15 protein-coding genes and 1 pseudogene are annotated in these 15,388 nt (G+C 60.4%); 8 read left to right on the top strand and 8 right to left on the bottom strand.

What is annotated here, in order from left to right; translation table 11 throughout:
- Positions 1 to 208: 208 nt before the first annotated feature.
- The gene (locus JHE00_RS16830) at positions 209 to 760 is read right to left on the bottom strand and encodes a TetR/AcrR family transcriptional regulator (RefSeq protein WP_200318988.1); all 552 of its coding nucleotides are present in this window, start codon (positions 758 to 760) and stop codon (positions 209 to 211) included.
- An 87-nt stretch (positions 761 to 847) separates the two neighbouring features.
- On the opposite strand from JHE00_RS16830, the gene JHE00_RS16825 reads away from it, so the two are divergent.
- Entirely contained in the window at positions 848 to 1,588 is a 741-nt protein-coding gene (locus JHE00_RS16825; protein ID WP_200318987.1) for an SDR family oxidoreductase, read from the top strand.
- A 12-nt stretch (positions 1,589 to 1,600) separates the two neighbouring features.
- Here JHE00_RS16825 and JHE00_RS16820 read toward each other — a convergent pair whose 3' ends face one another.
- Positions 1,601 to 1,846, bottom strand: coding sequence for a hypothetical protein (locus JHE00_RS16820; RefSeq protein ID WP_200319402.1), 246 nt, complete (start codon positions 1,844 to 1,846; stop codon positions 1,601 to 1,603).
- Here JHE00_RS16820 and JHE00_RS16815 point away from each other — a divergent pair.
- The 4 genes from JHE00_RS16815 to JHE00_RS16800 all read left to right on the top strand — a co-directional run bounded on the left by JHE00_RS16815 (position 1,800) and on the right by JHE00_RS16800 (position 4,083).
- A complete protein-coding gene (locus tag JHE00_RS16815) occupies positions 1,800 to 2,408 on the top strand; it encodes a DNA cytosine methyltransferase (protein WP_200318986.1) in 609 nt (202 codons plus the stop codon). The genes JHE00_RS16820 and JHE00_RS16815 overlap by 47 nt on opposite strands.
- Positions 2,405 to 3,010, top strand: coding sequence for a hypothetical protein (locus tag JHE00_RS16810; protein ID WP_200318985.1), 606 nt, complete (start codon positions 2,405 to 2,407; stop codon positions 3,008 to 3,010). The genes JHE00_RS16815 and JHE00_RS16810 overlap by 4 nt, the downstream gene beginning before the upstream one ends.
- The gene (locus tag JHE00_RS16805) at positions 2,991 to 3,782 is read left to right on the top strand and encodes a hypothetical protein (RefSeq protein WP_200318984.1); all 792 of its coding nucleotides are present in this window, start codon (positions 2,991 to 2,993) and stop codon (positions 3,780 to 3,782) included. The genes JHE00_RS16810 and JHE00_RS16805 overlap by 20 nt, the downstream gene beginning before the upstream one ends.
- 142 nt (positions 3,783 to 3,924) lie before the next feature.
- Complete coding sequence (locus JHE00_RS16800; protein WP_200318983.1) at positions 3,925 to 4,083, top strand: hypothetical protein; 159 nt, start codon at positions 3,925 to 3,927, stop codon at positions 4,081 to 4,083.
- 30 nt (positions 4,084 to 4,113) lie between these two features.
- Here JHE00_RS16800 and JHE00_RS16795 read toward each other — a convergent pair whose 3' ends face one another.
- The 5 genes and pseudogenes from JHE00_RS16795 to JHE00_RS16780 all read right to left on the bottom strand — a co-directional run bounded on the left by JHE00_RS16795 (position 4,114) and on the right by JHE00_RS16780 (position 7,074).
- On the bottom strand, positions 4,114 to 4,839 hold the full coding sequence (locus JHE00_RS16795) for an IS3 family transposase (RefSeq protein ID WP_268958288.1): 726 nt from the start codon (positions 4,837 to 4,839) through the stop codon (positions 4,114 to 4,116).
- Positions 4,840 to 5,069: 230 nt separating this feature from the next.
- A pseudogene (locus JHE00_RS16790) lies at positions 5,070 to 5,987 on the bottom strand (IS110 family transposase); the annotation flags it as partial.
- Positions 5,988 to 6,005: 18 nt separating this feature from the next.
- Positions 6,006 to 6,149, bottom strand: a complete 144-nt coding sequence (locus JHE00_RS35110; RefSeq protein WP_230424202.1) for an IS110 family transposase — start codon at positions 6,147 to 6,149, stop codon at positions 6,006 to 6,008.
- 192 nt (positions 6,150 to 6,341) lie between these two features.
- A complete protein-coding gene (locus JHE00_RS16785; protein ID WP_200318981.1) occupies positions 6,342 to 6,665 on the bottom strand; it encodes a transposase in 324 nt (107 codons plus the stop codon).
- A 238-nt stretch (positions 6,666 to 6,903) separates the two neighbouring features.
- Entirely contained in the window at positions 6,904 to 7,074 is a 171-nt protein-coding gene (locus JHE00_RS16780; protein ID WP_200318980.1) for a hypothetical protein, read from the bottom strand.
- Positions 7,075 to 8,168: 1,094 nt separating this feature from the next.
- On the opposite strand from JHE00_RS16780, the gene JHE00_RS16775 reads away from it, so the two are divergent.
- Positions 8,169 to 11,981, top strand: coding sequence for an NACHT domain-containing protein (locus tag JHE00_RS16775; protein ID WP_200318979.1), 3,813 nt, complete (start codon positions 8,169 to 8,171; stop codon positions 11,979 to 11,981).
- A 14-nt stretch (positions 11,982 to 11,995) separates the two neighbouring features.
- Here JHE00_RS16775 and JHE00_RS16770 read toward each other — a convergent pair whose 3' ends face one another.
- Positions 11,996 to 12,232, bottom strand: coding sequence for a helix-turn-helix domain-containing protein (locus JHE00_RS16770; RefSeq protein ID WP_200318978.1), 237 nt, complete (start codon positions 12,230 to 12,232; stop codon positions 11,996 to 11,998).
- 325 nt (positions 12,233 to 12,557) lie between these two features.
- On the opposite strand from JHE00_RS16770, the gene JHE00_RS16765 reads away from it, so the two are divergent.
- Both JHE00_RS16765 and JHE00_RS16760 read left to right on the top strand, forming a co-directional pair.
- Complete coding sequence (locus tag JHE00_RS16765) at positions 12,558 to 13,685, top strand: hypothetical protein (protein ID WP_200318977.1); 1,128 nt, start codon at positions 12,558 to 12,560, stop codon at positions 13,683 to 13,685.
- A gap of 28 nt (positions 13,686 to 13,713) precedes the next feature.
- Positions 13,714 to 14,262, top strand: coding sequence for an HD domain-containing protein (locus tag JHE00_RS16760; RefSeq protein WP_200318976.1), 549 nt, complete (start codon positions 13,714 to 13,716; stop codon positions 14,260 to 14,262).
- The last annotated feature ends 1,126 nt before the right edge of the window (positions 14,263 to 15,388 follow it).

The raw sequence follows: 15,388 nt of genomic DNA, 5'->3' as shown, positions 1-15,388 counted from the left end.
GACCAGAATCATCCGCGCGCCTGTCTACGGTTGCAGGGAGCACTCGGTGCCTATCTTGGCGGATTCTCAGTTGCGATGGCGGGTGGATAGCGGATCCGCCAAATAACTGAGACAGGTGGCAGCGTGGCCGGACGTCTGGGCCGTTGGGTGTCAGGCAGGCTCACACGGCTTGTCCCTGCACGCGAGTTTGCGTTCCGCGTACCGGCGGCTAGTCCCGGCGACGCAGGCCGTCCACGACGAGCCCCAGCAGGTGCCGCGCGCGGGCGTCCCACTCGGCCTCGTCGAGCCGGGAAAGATAGCCGATGAGCAGGATGACGTCGCGCGCGTCGACGTCCGGACGGATCGTGCCATCGGCCTTGCCAGCGACGAGCAGCGCGGTCAGTGCGTCGCCGATCGGACCGTGGCTGTGCGCTGCGAGATCACGCTGGACGCCCGCCTCGACCGCGGCGAACACATCACGCTTGACTCGCGCGTAGTCGGCCACCCGGTCGAACCACAGGCGCAACGCGGCGAGCGGTTCGTACTCGGTCAGCAGTGCGGGCGCTGCCGCGACGAGCTCGTCGACGTCGTAGGCGTACACCTCGGCGAAAAGCGCCTCCCGCGTCGGGAAGTGGCGGTACAAGGTGCCCTGCCCGACGCCCGCCTCCTTGGCGATCGCGTTCAGCTTCACCTCGTCGGAGCGCGCGATGACGGCACGCGCGACCTCGATGATGCGCGCACGGTTCTCCGTCGCGTCGGCGCGCCGCCGAGCTGCGTTCATCAACCCTCCACTTGGCTAACCGGACACGTGTCCGGTACTGTCCGATCCGTAACCGGACACGTGTCCACTCTATCGCGGAGGATTCCCATGTCAGCAATCGACGGCAAGGTCGTCGCCATCACCGGAGCGAGCAGCGGCATCGGCGAGGCCACCGCACGCCTACTCGCCGAACGCGGGGCCGCCGTCGTCCTCGGCGCGCGCCGCACCGAACGCCTCGAGCGGCTCACCGCCGACATCCGCGCGCAGGGCGGCCGCGCGGCCGCCTGCCAGATCGACGTCACCCGACAGGCGGACCTGAACCGGCTCGTCGAACGCGCCGTCGCCGACTTCGGCAGGCTCGACGTACTGGTCGGCAACGCGGGCATCAGCAAGATCAGCCCTGTCGCCGCCCTCGACGTCGACGGCTGGTCCGCCATGATCGACGTGAACCTCCGCGGCGTGCTCCACGGGATCGCCGCGGCGCTTCCGGTGTTCCGAGAGCAGGGCGAGGGGCATCTCGTGACCACACTGTCGACGGCCGGCCTCAAGATTAGTCCGACGATGGCTATCTACGCCGGAACCAAGAACGCGGTGCGCACACTACTCGAAGGGCTACGCCAAGAATCCACCGACGGGACACTGCGCACCACGTCGATCTCGCCCGGCTTCGTCGGCACCGAGCTCGCGTCCTCCATCGACAATCCTGTTGCGCGAGAAGGGATCCAGCGCAGGATGGACGCGTTCGCCATCCCGCCCGCGGCGGTCGCCAGTGCCATCGCGTTCGCCATCGAGCAGCCGCGTGACGTCGAAGTCGGCGACATCACGATCCGCCCCACCGTGCAGGACTAGAGAACTTGCGGTTCAGTGCCCGAAGTACACCGCGAGCGCCTCCCGCCACTCGTACAGCGCAGCACCCGCTTCGCCGCCCGCGATCCTGCTGGCGAGCTCGATTGGCGCGGCCCATACTCCACCAAGCCGACAACGCGACGGCACCGCAATCGCGCCGAGCCCGCCGAACCACAAAGGAAATGCCACGAAACTGAGACTGATCTTGGGTGACATGACCGTGAGAAAACCACAAAAGCCAAGATCAGCGAAAATCCACATGTCATCGACACTGAGACCCTACCGGCGCGCGCTCTCCGCGGCGCCGGCCACGCCGAACCTCGCCGACATCACCACTGTGGACTGGTCCACCGTCGAGCCTGTCGACGTGCTGACGGGTGGGTTCCCGTGCCAGGACGTGTCCACGGCAGGGCGTCGCGCAGGCCTCGCCCCGGGCACCCGCTCGGGCCTGTGGTCGCACATGGCCCACGCGATCAGCGTGCTGCGCCCGCGGCTGGTGATCGCCGAGAACGTGAGAGGACTGCTCAGTGCCCCGGCACATAGCGACATGGAACCCTGCCCGTGGTGTCTGGGAGACAGCGGCGACGTCGCTGCTCTGCGGGCATTTGGGTGCCGTTATGCCGACCGCAGAGTTATGTCGCCTGACGCGGCAAGTTCGAGTGGCTGCCGGACGCAACGGAAGCAACCAGTTCACATAATCCAGATCCCCAGATGCTGGACTTCACGACAGCGCGGCGAGTGTCAGTCGACGGAGGTAGCGGGCGGGCGCGCCTGCCTCGCGCGACGTCCTCAGTCCCACTTCCACCATGTTGACGTAACATGAGTCTACGCATCGGTGCTATTATTGGCAGGTATCTTGATGCACATCGATTAATGGGAGCAGCAATGGGGGATCCTGAGATCGACGCTATGTCGTCAGTTGCGACGGCACTCGCAGACTTGGAAGATGAGGCACGACACCGTATCTTGCGTTGGGCGGCAGACAGGTACGGCATAGCCATGTCGCCCAGCATGCGAGGTGCCGACAGTAGCGTCTCCAATGGCAGCAACCTCGGTGGAGCCTCGGACGTGACCGAGGAGGAGATTGCGGAGGAGGCGCCCGCCTATCAACACTTCGCGGAGCTGTTTGCCGCAGCTTCACCTAAGTCGAACGAAGACAAGGCACTCGTTGCTGCCTACTGGGCGCAGGTTCACGAAGGTCAGGATTCGTGGGCGTCACGCCGACTCAACTCTGAACTCAAGAACTTGGGTCATTCGATTGCAAATATTACCGATGCATTGTCCAGCAACATGCGCAAGAAGCCGCAACGGGTGATCCAGCTGAAGAAGTCTGGAAATAGTCGGCAGTCGACCAAAACTTATAAGGTGACTCACGAGGGGCTTGTATACGTTCAAGGCATGCTGCGTGGCGAGAGCGACGTCTGAAGTGGGGCTGGCGCCGCAGGACGCTTTTTCTGTTCTGCCGACCACGCTGCGTGATGATCTGTTGAATGCATTCAACGAGATCGTCAACAATTATCGAGAGCACCGCTGGGAGCCTTCGGAACTCAATGGCGGCAAGTTGTGTGAGGCTGTATACACCATCTGCAAAGGCTGGCTGGAGGGAGGCGCGTACCCGCCACGGGCCGTGAAGCCGAGTAGATTCCCGAACAAGTGCTGGGAGATGGAGAGCGCCTATCAACAGGTTCCAAACAGTCGGTCAGCACGCATCCTTATTCCGAGAATGATGATCGGCCTGTACGACGTCCGGAACAACCGAGGGGTTGGCCATGCGGGGGCTGATGTAGATCCAAACCACATGGATGCGACCGTGGTGCTCTACACCGCCAAATGGCTCGTGGCGGAGCTGGTGCGACTACTTCATACGCTGACGACTGATGAAGCAACTGCCGTTGTGGACGGCCTCATTCAGCGCGAGGTTGCGTGGATATGGGCACACGAGGATAAGAAACGAATCCTACGGAAAGGTTTGACATGGAAACAGCAGACGCTTCTGCTGTTGTTGACGGAGTCCGGTGACGTGAACGAAGGTGACGTGTTCCGTTGGCTCGAGCACCCTGGTCTTCCTTCTTTCCGAAAGGATGTCCTGAAGCAGCTGCACAAGAGTCGCCTTGTCGAATACGACGTGACCGCGAGGACTGTTCGACTTCTGCCACCTGGAGTGACTGCTGCCGAAGCGCTATTACCTTCAGATTGAGGCTCGTGACTGTGTCCTCTTGGGTGACCATTTCGGGCTCATGGTCTTCTCCAACTGCATGCTATCGACGGTGCTTGTGAGGTTCGCTTGACCTGACCGGGCGGTCGCAGTGATCGCTTGGCATCAGGTCAAGGAGGATCACGTGTCGAAGGATCGAGTGCGTCAGTGTGTCGACGCTCAGCAGGTACTGGACGGGTTCGAGGACTGGTTGCTGCGGGAACGCTCCGTGCCGGAGTCCACGGCCAGGGCGTATGCGGATCGGATGGTCGGCTTCACCAGTTGGCTGCCGGCCCCGGTTTGAATCGTCACGGGTGAGGGACCGGCTTCGGTTTCAGACCAGCGCCGGTCGGCGTGGTGGTTGTGGAGCGTAGTAGGCGGACTCGTATTCGGTTGGGCTGAGGTAGTTCAGGCGGGAGTGCAGGCGCGCGTTGTTGTACCAGTCGACCCACTCCATGAGGGCGAAGTCGACCTCGGCGAGGGTTTTGAACGGCCCGTGCCTGGCGATGACTTCGGTCTTGAATAGTCCGATCGTCGATTCGGCGAGAGCGTTGTCGTAGGCGTCACCGACCGAACCGATCGATGCCGAGAGTCTTTGCAGGACAAGGGATTCGGTGAACTTCACCGAGGTGTATTGACTGCCGGCGTCGGAGTGGTGGATCAGTCCGGGCTCGACCGGGTGGCCGTAATGATCACGGCGCCAGAGGGCCATGTTGAGGGCCTTGGACACCAACGTGGTTGTCTTCGAACTCGAGGCGGTCCAGCCGACGATCGCGCGGGAGTAGGCGTCGATGAGGAAGGCGACGTAGGACCATCCGGTCCAGGTCGCCACGTAGGTGAAGTCCGCGACCCACACACGGTTGGGCTCCTGTGCGGTGAAGTCCTTGTTGAGCTTGTCACCGGCGCGTATGCCGTCCTTGGCAGGGGTCGTGGTGCGCTGCTTATGACCCCGCGCCACGCCGTTCATGCCCAGTTCGCGCATGATCCGGTCGACGGTGCAGAACGCCACGTCGTGGCCCTGGCGGCGCAGGTAGCGGGTCATCTTGCGTCGCCCGTACATCTCCTACGGCTGGCCACGCAGCCCGCGCAGCGCGTGCTCGACGTGGGCGTTGGCTACATCCCGCGCAGACGGCGGCCGCCGGCGGGCTTTGCGGTAGGTCCTGGGCGCGATCTGCACTCCGTGCGCCGACAGGGCACGACAGATCGACTCGACGCCGTAGACCTGGCGATACTCGTCGATGAAGGCGACGATCAGTGGTGTCGCGGGTCGAGTTCCCGGATGCTCCTATGTCAAGCCGCCTGCGGCAGCGGTACGGATTCGGTTGTGGCCGACCGATTGGCCAGCGCGGCGCGGTGCTCGTCGGCCAGAAGTGCTCGGAACACAACGTCGGAGAGCCGTCGTCGCAGCAAGCGGATGGCCTCTTTGCGGGTCTTGCCGCGCGCGAGGAGCTTGTCGACGTAGTCCTTTCCCGGTCCGATGCCTCGAACCTGGGTAATGGCGATCATGTGCAGGGCGCAGTTGATGGTGCGGTTGCCGCCGCGATTGAGCCGGACCTTGCCAGAGCTGCTACCCGACCAGACGGGGATCGGGGCGGTGCCACTGAACCGGGCGTAGGCGTCCTTCGAGCGAAACCGTTGCGCCCCAGCGGTTTCCCCAAGAATCACCGCGGCGCCCAGAACCCCGCAGCCGGGGACTTCCAGCAGCGTGGGCGCCAGGACGCGCACCCGGTCACGCAGTTCACGCTCCAGGGCGTTGATCTGCACCGTGAGCTCCCGGCAGCGAGCCACCAGTTCGCGGGCGATGCGCGCGACAAGACCGTCGCGGCCGGCCAGGCAGCGAGCCAGCTCATCGATGACGCAGTAGCGGCGCAGACCACGCGCGGGGACATGCAAGTTCGGGTCGATTTCGTGCAGGTGCCAGCGCAACCGATTGATCAGCTCCGTGCGCTGCTCGACGAGGTTGTGGCGGTAGTCGACCAGCAGTTTCACCTCGCGAGTTGGTCCATCCAGCTGCGCGACGGCCAGGTCCGGCTCGCGCAGAGCCGCATGCGCCACTGCCAACGCATCGATCGGGTCGGACTTCCCAGGCTTGCGCCCACCGCGACGGGACGCGGCCATCAGGTAGGTGGGCACCCGCACCACCGCGCACCCGGCGCTCAGCAAGTCACGTTCCAGCCTGCGTGTGACATGCCGGCAATCCTCGACCGCGAAGCGTGTGTTCGGCCACTAGCCGGCCCATTCCACGATCTTCAAGTGATCCTCGCTGGTGGTGCCGACCGTCCGCTCGGCCAGCCTCCGACCGATCCCGTCGACGGCTACCAGCGTGTGGCTGCGTTTGTGCGCATCCACACCGATCACGACCATGCTCAACCCGGGTTCCCTTTCCTTGCAGAACAATGACACCACCACCGGGCGAGGCGGGCACGCGTCAATCGGGCCTGCGGCGCGCTCCTATGAAGCCACATCCTCGCCCAGCGGGTGTCCGGCGGGGCCGCACATCAGGACAAGCCACCAGTCGCCTGGGGCAGCGAAGAAACGAGCGAACCCTGCCGGACACCAAGATCATGACATTGACGCGAAGAAAGCCGAGGCCAGCTTCAGAATCTCGTTGGCCTGCTTGAGGTCCCGGACCTCCTTGCGCAGTTTCAGCAACTCGTCACGCTCCGCCGGTGACAGACCCTCACGGGACTCACCGCGGGCCTGAGAGCCCTCTTCCAGCGCCTTCTTCACCCACACCCGTAACGATTCGTGATGCACATCGACCAACGGGGCGATCGCCCGCGCTGCGGCATACGGCGACTCGAACTCGTCCAGCCGCTCCAAGACCAGACGAACAGCCTTCTCACGGACCTCACGCGGGTAACGCTTCAACACGATGACGACCATCTTCCCTCAGACAAGAAGCGGCCCCCAACCCGTGACGGTTCACACTCACCTAACTGCCGTTGCAGTATTAGGCGACTCTGACGATGCGCGGCGGTAGCGAGGCTCATATCGCCTGGCGTACGGACCGGAAATGTTCCATCGCGGGCACGCCAGGTTGCACGTCAGGGACACAGGAGCCCGGACACGCTGCTCCGCGCCGATGAAGGCCCGGTCGGCTGACTGGGCTGGGCGATGCCAGTCAGCTCTGGCGCGTGCGGGCGTGGCTGGTCGCCCAGTCGAGAGCGTAGTCGACCACCTGTTCCCAACCGGGCTCGACACCGGTTAAATGGGACCAGTCCGGGAACTCGTAGGTCTCGGTCAACGCCTTGGAATTGCGGTACTTCTTGGCCAGCTTCGAGGTGTCATCCACAGGCCGTGGATCAGCACGATCGGCGGGGCGTCAGTCCTCGGCTCACTCATGATGGTCCCTCCGACGGGTAGCAGCGATCGTCCACGCCCCCGCCACCACGGCACCTCATCCGCCAGGATGAAGTCGGGCCCGGCATCACGGGGCCGGCTCCGTTGATCAGATCGGCGACCGTGTGCGGCGGGACAGCCTGATGGAGTCACTGCCCACAACGCCCGAACAGTGGCCCACAGCACGCTCGGACATCGACTGGGCACAACGCTTGCGCAAGCCCGCCGCGACTGAACCAGGCGGCGACCCCAAACCTCCGACCCGACTCGCAACCAACGATCCCGAGACCAACGACGTATCACCACGCCAGCTGAGCACAACAGGAAGAACGGAGACGTAATGGAGATATCAGCGGCACCGGCCGCCCCGCCTAGCAACTACGAAAAACACAAAAACCCCAGGTCAGAAACCTGGGGTTACTGTGCGCCATCAGGGACTCGAACCCCGAACCCGCTGGTAGAAGATCAACTACTCGGGATGGACCCGGACAGTACCGGACACCTACCGTGATCTGCGCTTTGTGCAGAAGCAAACGGCGATCACTCACGACAGGTGGTCGTCGTTTGCCGTGGTTTAGCGGCAGTAAACCGGCAGTCGGCAGCGTGAGCCGAGTCAAGGCACAGCCCAGCCGTCACCATCTCCGCGATCCTCAGCCGCCCATGGCCGGGACGGCCGCCGTCAACCCTGTAACCGATCCCGCCCCGGTGACGATCTACGCGGCGTGACTGTACGTGCACCGGGCGACCACCCTCAGCGGGATCGGCGCGAAGCGGGGTTGACGGCGGCCGTCCCGGCTTTGATCATCCGGCGATCGTGGGGATCGTGCGTCCACCGACAGCCGCCTAGCACGGGAAACACGCGTGGCCGACGGCGTCCGGCGCGGCCGGGCCAAGCGGAGCGATCCCGCGCGGCCGCGCGCCAGTTCGGCCCGCGTGACCGCCCGGCAGGGCGGCTTGAAACCGTACAGAAAGTTCTCACCTCCTATCTCGTGGATCGTCTTCAAAGTTCAGTAATCGCCCGAATTGTGCAATGAGAGGTACTTGACTATGTCCTCACGCCAACCGATAGCGGCGCGTGGTTCGAGCTACAACTATGAGGCACTTTTACCCGAGCATTTTCAGAATCTTGTCCAGGCCCTGCTTGCGAAAAACTACCCCGATCTAGTCTGTTTCCCGGTGGGAATGCCAGATGGCGGCCGCGATGCAGCTACTTCAAGCCTCTCAATGGAGGGTCAGACAGTTATTCAAGTTAAATTCGCACGTGATCCGTCTAGCCTAGACGACCCCACAAAATGGATTATAGACGCACTGCGCGGAGAGAAGGAAAAGGTAGAAAGACTTGTTAATCGCGGAGCAGTAAAGTATCTACTGGTGACCAATGTAGCTGGCACCGGCCATCTGGACGCAGGGAGGATAGATAAGGTCGATAGCTATCTAAAACTTCACTACCCACTGTCAGCCGCTTGCATGTGGCGGGATGACCTAGATCGGCGCCTCGACGGCGAATTCGACCTTAAGCTGCGATACCCCCAATTGCTAAACGGTCCAGATTTCGTACGTCTTGTATGGGAAACGAAAGAAACCTCCGAAACCTTGAGGCGTAGCCGCGACACCTTGGAAGCATACTTGCGCCATCAGTTTCGCAATGATGAGACTTTGCGATTCAAGCAAGTCGAAATGCTTAACACTAAGCTGTTCGATCTCTTTATTGATGTTCCAGTTTCAATACTTCCCGCATCAGACCAGGAATCGGAAAAGGTGGACAGGTTCGACTACTTCGCGCGTCGTGCCATTAGAGCCGCAGCAGCTTACAGATCCGAGAATCGTACTGCGACCGAAGAAGGTCACTTCGGTCATTCTTCTTCGGACGAAATCTATTTGCGCCACACAAGAAAAACTGGCGCAGCCAACCTTCTCACTGAATCTGAGTTTACCGCCGAATCGCCCAAGATAATTATCGAAGGCGCCCCTGGGCAAGGAAAATCCACGTTGTCACAGTATCTCGCGCAGATACATCGTGCAATGTATCTAGGTGACAGTGATTCGTTAAGTCGCATTCCAAAGCAGCATCTTTCCACGGTAGCGATGCTTCCCATCAAGATCGAACTGCGCGACTTAGCTGTGTGGCTCCAGGGAATTGACCCCTGGGATCGTTCACCAAGCTCGAAGCATGAGAAGATGGAATCACTAGAAGCGGCAATTGTCGGGCACATCCGGCGCTACTCTGGCGGCGGTGAATTCAGTGTTTCTGACTTCAGATCGATCGTGCAGTCCATGCCTACATTGCTAATTCTCGATGCCCTGGACGAAGTTGCAGACTTGAGCGACAGGCAGGCCGTAGTTTCGGAAATAGAAGCATGCATTGATCGGCTAGCTGGAGCGCACGATAACTTGACCGTGCTAGTCACAAGTCGACCGACAGCACTTTCCAACGCACCAACGCTTTCAAAGTCGAGGTTCACGTATCTAAGCTTGGCATCGATCGGTCCGCAGCTAGCGGTCAAATACGCGGGGAAATGGGCAAAGGCGCGTCGTCTGCCAGAGCGCGAAGCCGATGAGATTACAAGCATCCTAGAAAGTAAGCTTCAATCGCCTCACATGGCGGAACTAGCAAAAAATACTATGCAACTAACAATCTTGCTCAGTCTCATTCTAACGAGAGGATCAAGCCTTCCAGATAAGAGGACGGAACTATACACCGCGTATCTCGACCAGTTCCTTAGTCGAGAGTCAGATAAAAACAAGACCGTCCGCGACAATCGTGATCTGTTGCTAAATATTCACGGCTACCTCGCCTACTATCTGCACGCCAGGGCGGAAGGCCACCAACTAACTGGGCGCCTAGATCACTCGGAATTACGAACCTTACTGTCTGACTATCTCGTGAGCGAGAGCAGAAGCACGAATCTCGTCGATGACCTTTTTAACGCAGTTGTCGAACGAGTGGTCGCTTTGGTTTCACGCGTGGAAGGAACCTTAGAGTTTGAGGTCCAGCCACTACGGGAATACTTTGCAGCTAGACATCTATATAATACTGCGCCATATTCCCCAGCAGGCCGAGAGAAGCGCGGAACTAAACCAGATCGATTTGATGGAATATCGCCAAATCCCTACTGGATGAACGTGACGCGCTTTTTTGCTGGGTTTTTCTCCAAGGGAGAACTTACCGATTTAGCGTATCGAATTATTGGACTAATTGACAAATCCGAAGATAAGTATGGCATGTACCCACGACGGCTTGCGCTGGCGTTGTTGCAGGACTGGGTATTCGCGCAGGAACCCAGGGCCGTGAAACTCCTAGTAGACAGACTATTCGATCCAGTTGGAATGGCGTGGCTTAGCCAGGCATCGAAGCGAGATTTTTTTGGAGCCATACCTGGGCAAGATTATTTCTCCCTGTCCCCAGATGGTGGCGGCGCGGAGCTTGCATCTGAGATACTTTGGATGCAAATTTCGAGTATTTATAAGGGTGATTGGACCGCCCATCTCTGTGCATTACTTCGAAGTATCGAACAGCCCGATAACATCTGCAGTCGGTGGGAAAATAGATGGAAAACTCTTAAAACGCAAGAGGAAAGAACGGAATGGATTGAAGTCGCCGGCTGGCTTGGTGTCGCCTCTCAAATTGGAGCACATAGAATTCATGAAATACTCGACAATAGTCGAATGGACTACGATCTTGCAGAACGCAGAATCCAGGTTTGCGCGATGGCCCCGGATATGCTTGAGGACCTCTCGACTGACAAGCTAGATGCATTCATCAGAGACTACTTGAATGCCGGAATTATCCTAGAATTTCTACCTCCTTACATAAACACGATTGGTACTTTTCTAGCGACAGTAAACCCGAACTTCTGGCGTTTCATCCAACGCCAAAATATCATGCGCGACTTCACCGAGCAGATGTCTCAACACTGGCATCATTCAACAAGCGAGGCACATAATCAGCTCACGCGTATTTCTGATGAAATCTTCTCTAACATGCAGCAGAATCTGAACAAGAGTATTGAACCTTGGGACAGCTCGATCGAAACTATTGAAAATCGATTTGGTCGCACACTGACTTCGGTCGAGCTCGCCTGCATGAGTGCGAGTGTTGTCTCCTCACGATTCCGAGGCACGGGCGCTGCGGATCTTTTTGAGGAAGCTACGCCTCTCTCCTCGCGCATGAGATATGCTCGCAGACAGCAAAACAACGTCAAATTCTGGCAAACGAACCTGGACCGCGCTGACACAAACGAGGCGACCGTCTTGTGGCTGTGCTGCGCTATTTCCTGGATGTCAACGGACACAATGCTGCGGATGCTTCCATCGTTCGACCACGCTTTTAACCATATCGACCTTCACATGCATCGTCGGCTAATTCAGTTCGCCAGGCGGGCTCAAGGTTTCTCGAAGGTAGCGCAGAGGACATTCGACCGCGAGAGAGCGACTGAGTTGCCCATCGTGTCGACCCCAAGTTATCTTCTCGCATACTCACGCGCCAGCAAGGAAGCTCGGCGAGTCATTTTTGAACGTTTCCTTGAAGAATCAAACGCGCTTGACCTCGTGCTCCCGCAAGCCCTTCCCATGCTAATCGAGGAACTTTTCAATAAGGAAAGATCGCACCATCTACTGGACTACATGAAGAACCCATGCCACCGACTAGTTTCTCAATCTTTCGACGAACCTGTAGATATTCGACGGGGCCGGGGCACGTTCAGGGTCGGCGCATTCCCCTTGGAGGAGGTACTTGAAGATATCGAAAAGTTTCCCGCGACTGTCACCGCGGTCGCATTCGCAGTTTCGGATAAGAGGGAGAGAAAGCCGACTCCCGTTCTGAAGATTGCGGAGCGTGAACAATGGTTTGAGGGAGCATGAAATCCTCCACTTAGCTATTCATAGCCAGCGCGTGCCAGCAAGATCCGTATCGAGATTTCCAGTGCCTCCAAGACATGTCGAAGCTCCACAACATCCAATCTCCGCTCCCCGGATTCGTACTTGCTGACGAACGACTGAGGAACGCCGAGCCGTGAGGCCACCTGAACTTGCGTCAGACCTGCGTCGTGGCGCGCGTCGCGGAGGAGTTGACAGAGGCGCTGGTACTCGGCCGAGTAGATCGACTTCTCCACACAGCAAGCCGACCGTAACGGTTGCGAGTATCCCAAAATCGGATACTGTCGGCTTGTGCCCGTGGCGCGCATGAATCCGCTGGTAGCGGGGGTGCCGGAGGGCCGCCGGTAAGATCGGCGCTCGCTGCCCATGTTGAGGCGGTCCGGTCCGGGTACGTCAGCCGGTGGGGCTTGATCCCCGCACGTGATCGTGGGTGCGGCTCGTGTTGCCTTCGGTGTTGTCCGGGTCCTGGGCCGCCCCACGTTCTCGACGGCTGACCGTGGACGAAGGGACTGACATGGGCATGGGGAACCTCGGCTGGCCGCTCGGTGCAGGTGATGCGTCATGAGCCGGGATGAGCGTGAAGTTGTGTTGAGTGCCGAGCAGTGCGCCGAGATCGCCTCTGCGTTGGCTGACGATGACACTCGCAAGGCCGAGGTGATGCTGTACGCCGCCCAGCATCCGCACGAGGAGCTGACCGCCGAGGAGAGCTTCACCGAGCAAGAGCGGCAGTGGGCAATGCAGGTGCGTGCCCTACGGCCCGCTGCTGAGGTCGAGCTGGGCAGGGCCGTAGAGCGGCTGGACGCTGCAGTTCATTCGGAGGTCCGTGACCTCATTGATCGCAACACCTTGGGCGATGGCTCAGCCACGGGGCCACTACGGACGCTTGGCGTACACCTGCTGGAACGGTCGGCCTCGATCCTGGAGCGAGCAGGATTGCCGCTCGACGGACTCGACATCGTGTGCGGGGAGACGCGAGCTCGTGTTGAGACGTTGGTCAGCGGCGCCCAGGTTCTTGAGGTTGGTTCGTGGGCCGTTGCGGTGGACGAGCTGCGCGACCTGGCCGACGCGGTTAGTCGAGCATCGGCGAACTTCAACCGCCACGTCAAACGGGTGCAACGGCAGGGCAGCACTCCCCCGACGCGTTCAGTGGCTGCGCACCTGCCACGACGCCAGTGGGAAGCGTTGGAAGCAGCGTTCGACGACATGTGCAGCGCAAGTGACGGTGACGTTGAACCGCTGCATGATCGCGCACGGGGCATCCTGGAGACGCTTCGACCTCGATCGCTTCGTCTACGGCCGCAACAGTGTGGCGTCGAGCATGAGTGCTACGAGGTCATCGGCGCGCTGTCGCAGTTCGTCGACGGGGATGTCGACGATCCGCAGTTCCGGCGGGAGCTCGGCCACAGCTTGATCCAGCTCGGAGGGTCGATGTCGGCTGGCCCGGATGAACCGCCAGCGCCAACCGGGGACGTCGAGGCCATGATCCGCCGGATTGATCGCGCGGTGGATGCGGATGTCACCGCCTTGTACGCACGGACGAACGCTGGGGACGACACGGCGCTGCCTCTGTTACGGCGGCGAGCGTTCCACCTGCTCGAACTCGGCATCTGTGAGGCCGGAGAGGCCGGGATCGACGTAGGGGACATTGAGACGGCCGTTGAGGTGGCGTTTGAGGTTTCCGACCGCTGAATTCGGGCTTGTTCGGTACGTTGGCCCGATGGCGCTGGTCGACTGGGCGTACGAAGTGTCCGAGGACAAGTTGGCTTCGTCCCTGCCTCGTCGCTGGGCGCACGTGCAGGGCGTCGCCCGCCAGGCCCGGACTGTTCAAGCGGTCGTCGGTTCCGATGCCGAGCTGCTGGAAGCCGCCGCAGTGCTGCACGACGTGGGCTATGCCCCTGACCTCGCGGAGACGGGCTTTCATCCGGTCGACGGTGCCGTCTTCCTTGCCAGCGTCGATGCGTCCGAACGCCTGGTGCACCTGGTCGCCCATCATTCGTACGCCGCCTACGAGGCCGACTTGCGCGACCTTCGCCAGCACATGACCGCCTACTCGGATGAGGGCGGTCCGCTACGGGACGCGCTTTGGTACTGCGACCTCACCACGTCGCCGGACGGCGAGACGGTCAGGGCGCACGATCGCATCGCCGAGATCAAGCAGCGGTACGGGCCGGATCACCTGGTCACGCGATTCATCACCGGTGCCTCGGCTGAGCTGCTGTCTGCCGTCGAGCGGACTCAGCGGCGGCTGGCTGAGATCGAGGGGTAGCCCGATCGCGGCGTCTACTGGCGCAGATGCGGGTTTTCCATCATCCACTGTGGACCTCCAGCGATTCGGAACGGTCGCCTCGAGTACGCATCAGGAACGCCGCCGTGTAGCACCACCAATCGAGTCCACGTCCCGAAGCCCCAGCGGATCCCGCACAAACTCGCGCCATGCCCTCGGTTGGAATCGGCTACACAGGAACGTCCGGAGCCGTCAAGGGCAGATCGACCCACACTGTCATGGGGACTTGTCCGATACGGTCGAGCAGCGTCGCTCAATCCTGATACCGACCATGCATTCGGACGTGCACGGATCGGTATCGGCTGGCACTGGCTGTTGTGCGCAATAGAGTCCCGGCATCTGGAGAAAAGGAGAAGACGCTGATGCCCGTCACCAGAGGAACGGGTGACATTTCACCCTCATGGTGCGGATCGCGGATTTAGCCGAGTCGCCTACCGACGCGCCGTTCCGCAATCAAAGCGACATCGAGTCAGCGTGACGAATGAGGTAGATCAATGACGATAAATACCGCCAGTTCACATCGCAGGCTGGGCGCCACTTTATTCGCGCTCGTGACACTATTGATGCTCTCAATGAGTGCACCAGCAGCCGCTCACGACGAGGCCCAAACTACTCCAATGTTTGACAGCCGCGGCGACCAGCGCGGTTCGTTCTCGTACGGGCACCACCCGGGTAAGCAGAACGTCTTTGCGCTCTCTGATCGCCGTGGAGACGGACGCAATGTGAGCGTTATAATCAAGCGCAAGAGTGGTAGTTCTTGGGTGGTTTGGAAAACGATGTCGGCAACCAACCAAACCACTCGCCACAGCTTCTGCAGTGTTCCAGGCGGCCAAGTGCAACTTACGCTCCAGACCTGGGTAATTAATGACGGGCTGAGTCTTACCGAGACTCAGTACTGGAACACCACAGCCTGCAACCACTAGAGCTCATCTCAGCTACGGGTGCACCGCGGTGGCCGGCGATGCCGGTCACCGCGCAGCTGCAGGAGATCGTGCACCTCACTAGCGATCTCAACTGGTAGTGGCCGCACCTTCACGGCCTTCTACGAGGCTGACCAGCGTATACGGCGCAGTTGATGGCCTACTTCTGACTCTGCACTTCCAGCGCC

The sequence above is a fragment of the Prauserella cavernicola genome, assembly GCF_016595675.1.
In the GTDB taxonomy this organism is placed as follows: Bacteria; Actinomycetota; Actinomycetes; order Mycobacteriales; family Pseudonocardiaceae; genus Prauserella_A; species Prauserella_A cavernicola.
This window is presented reverse-complemented; position numbering and strand designations above follow the sequence as displayed.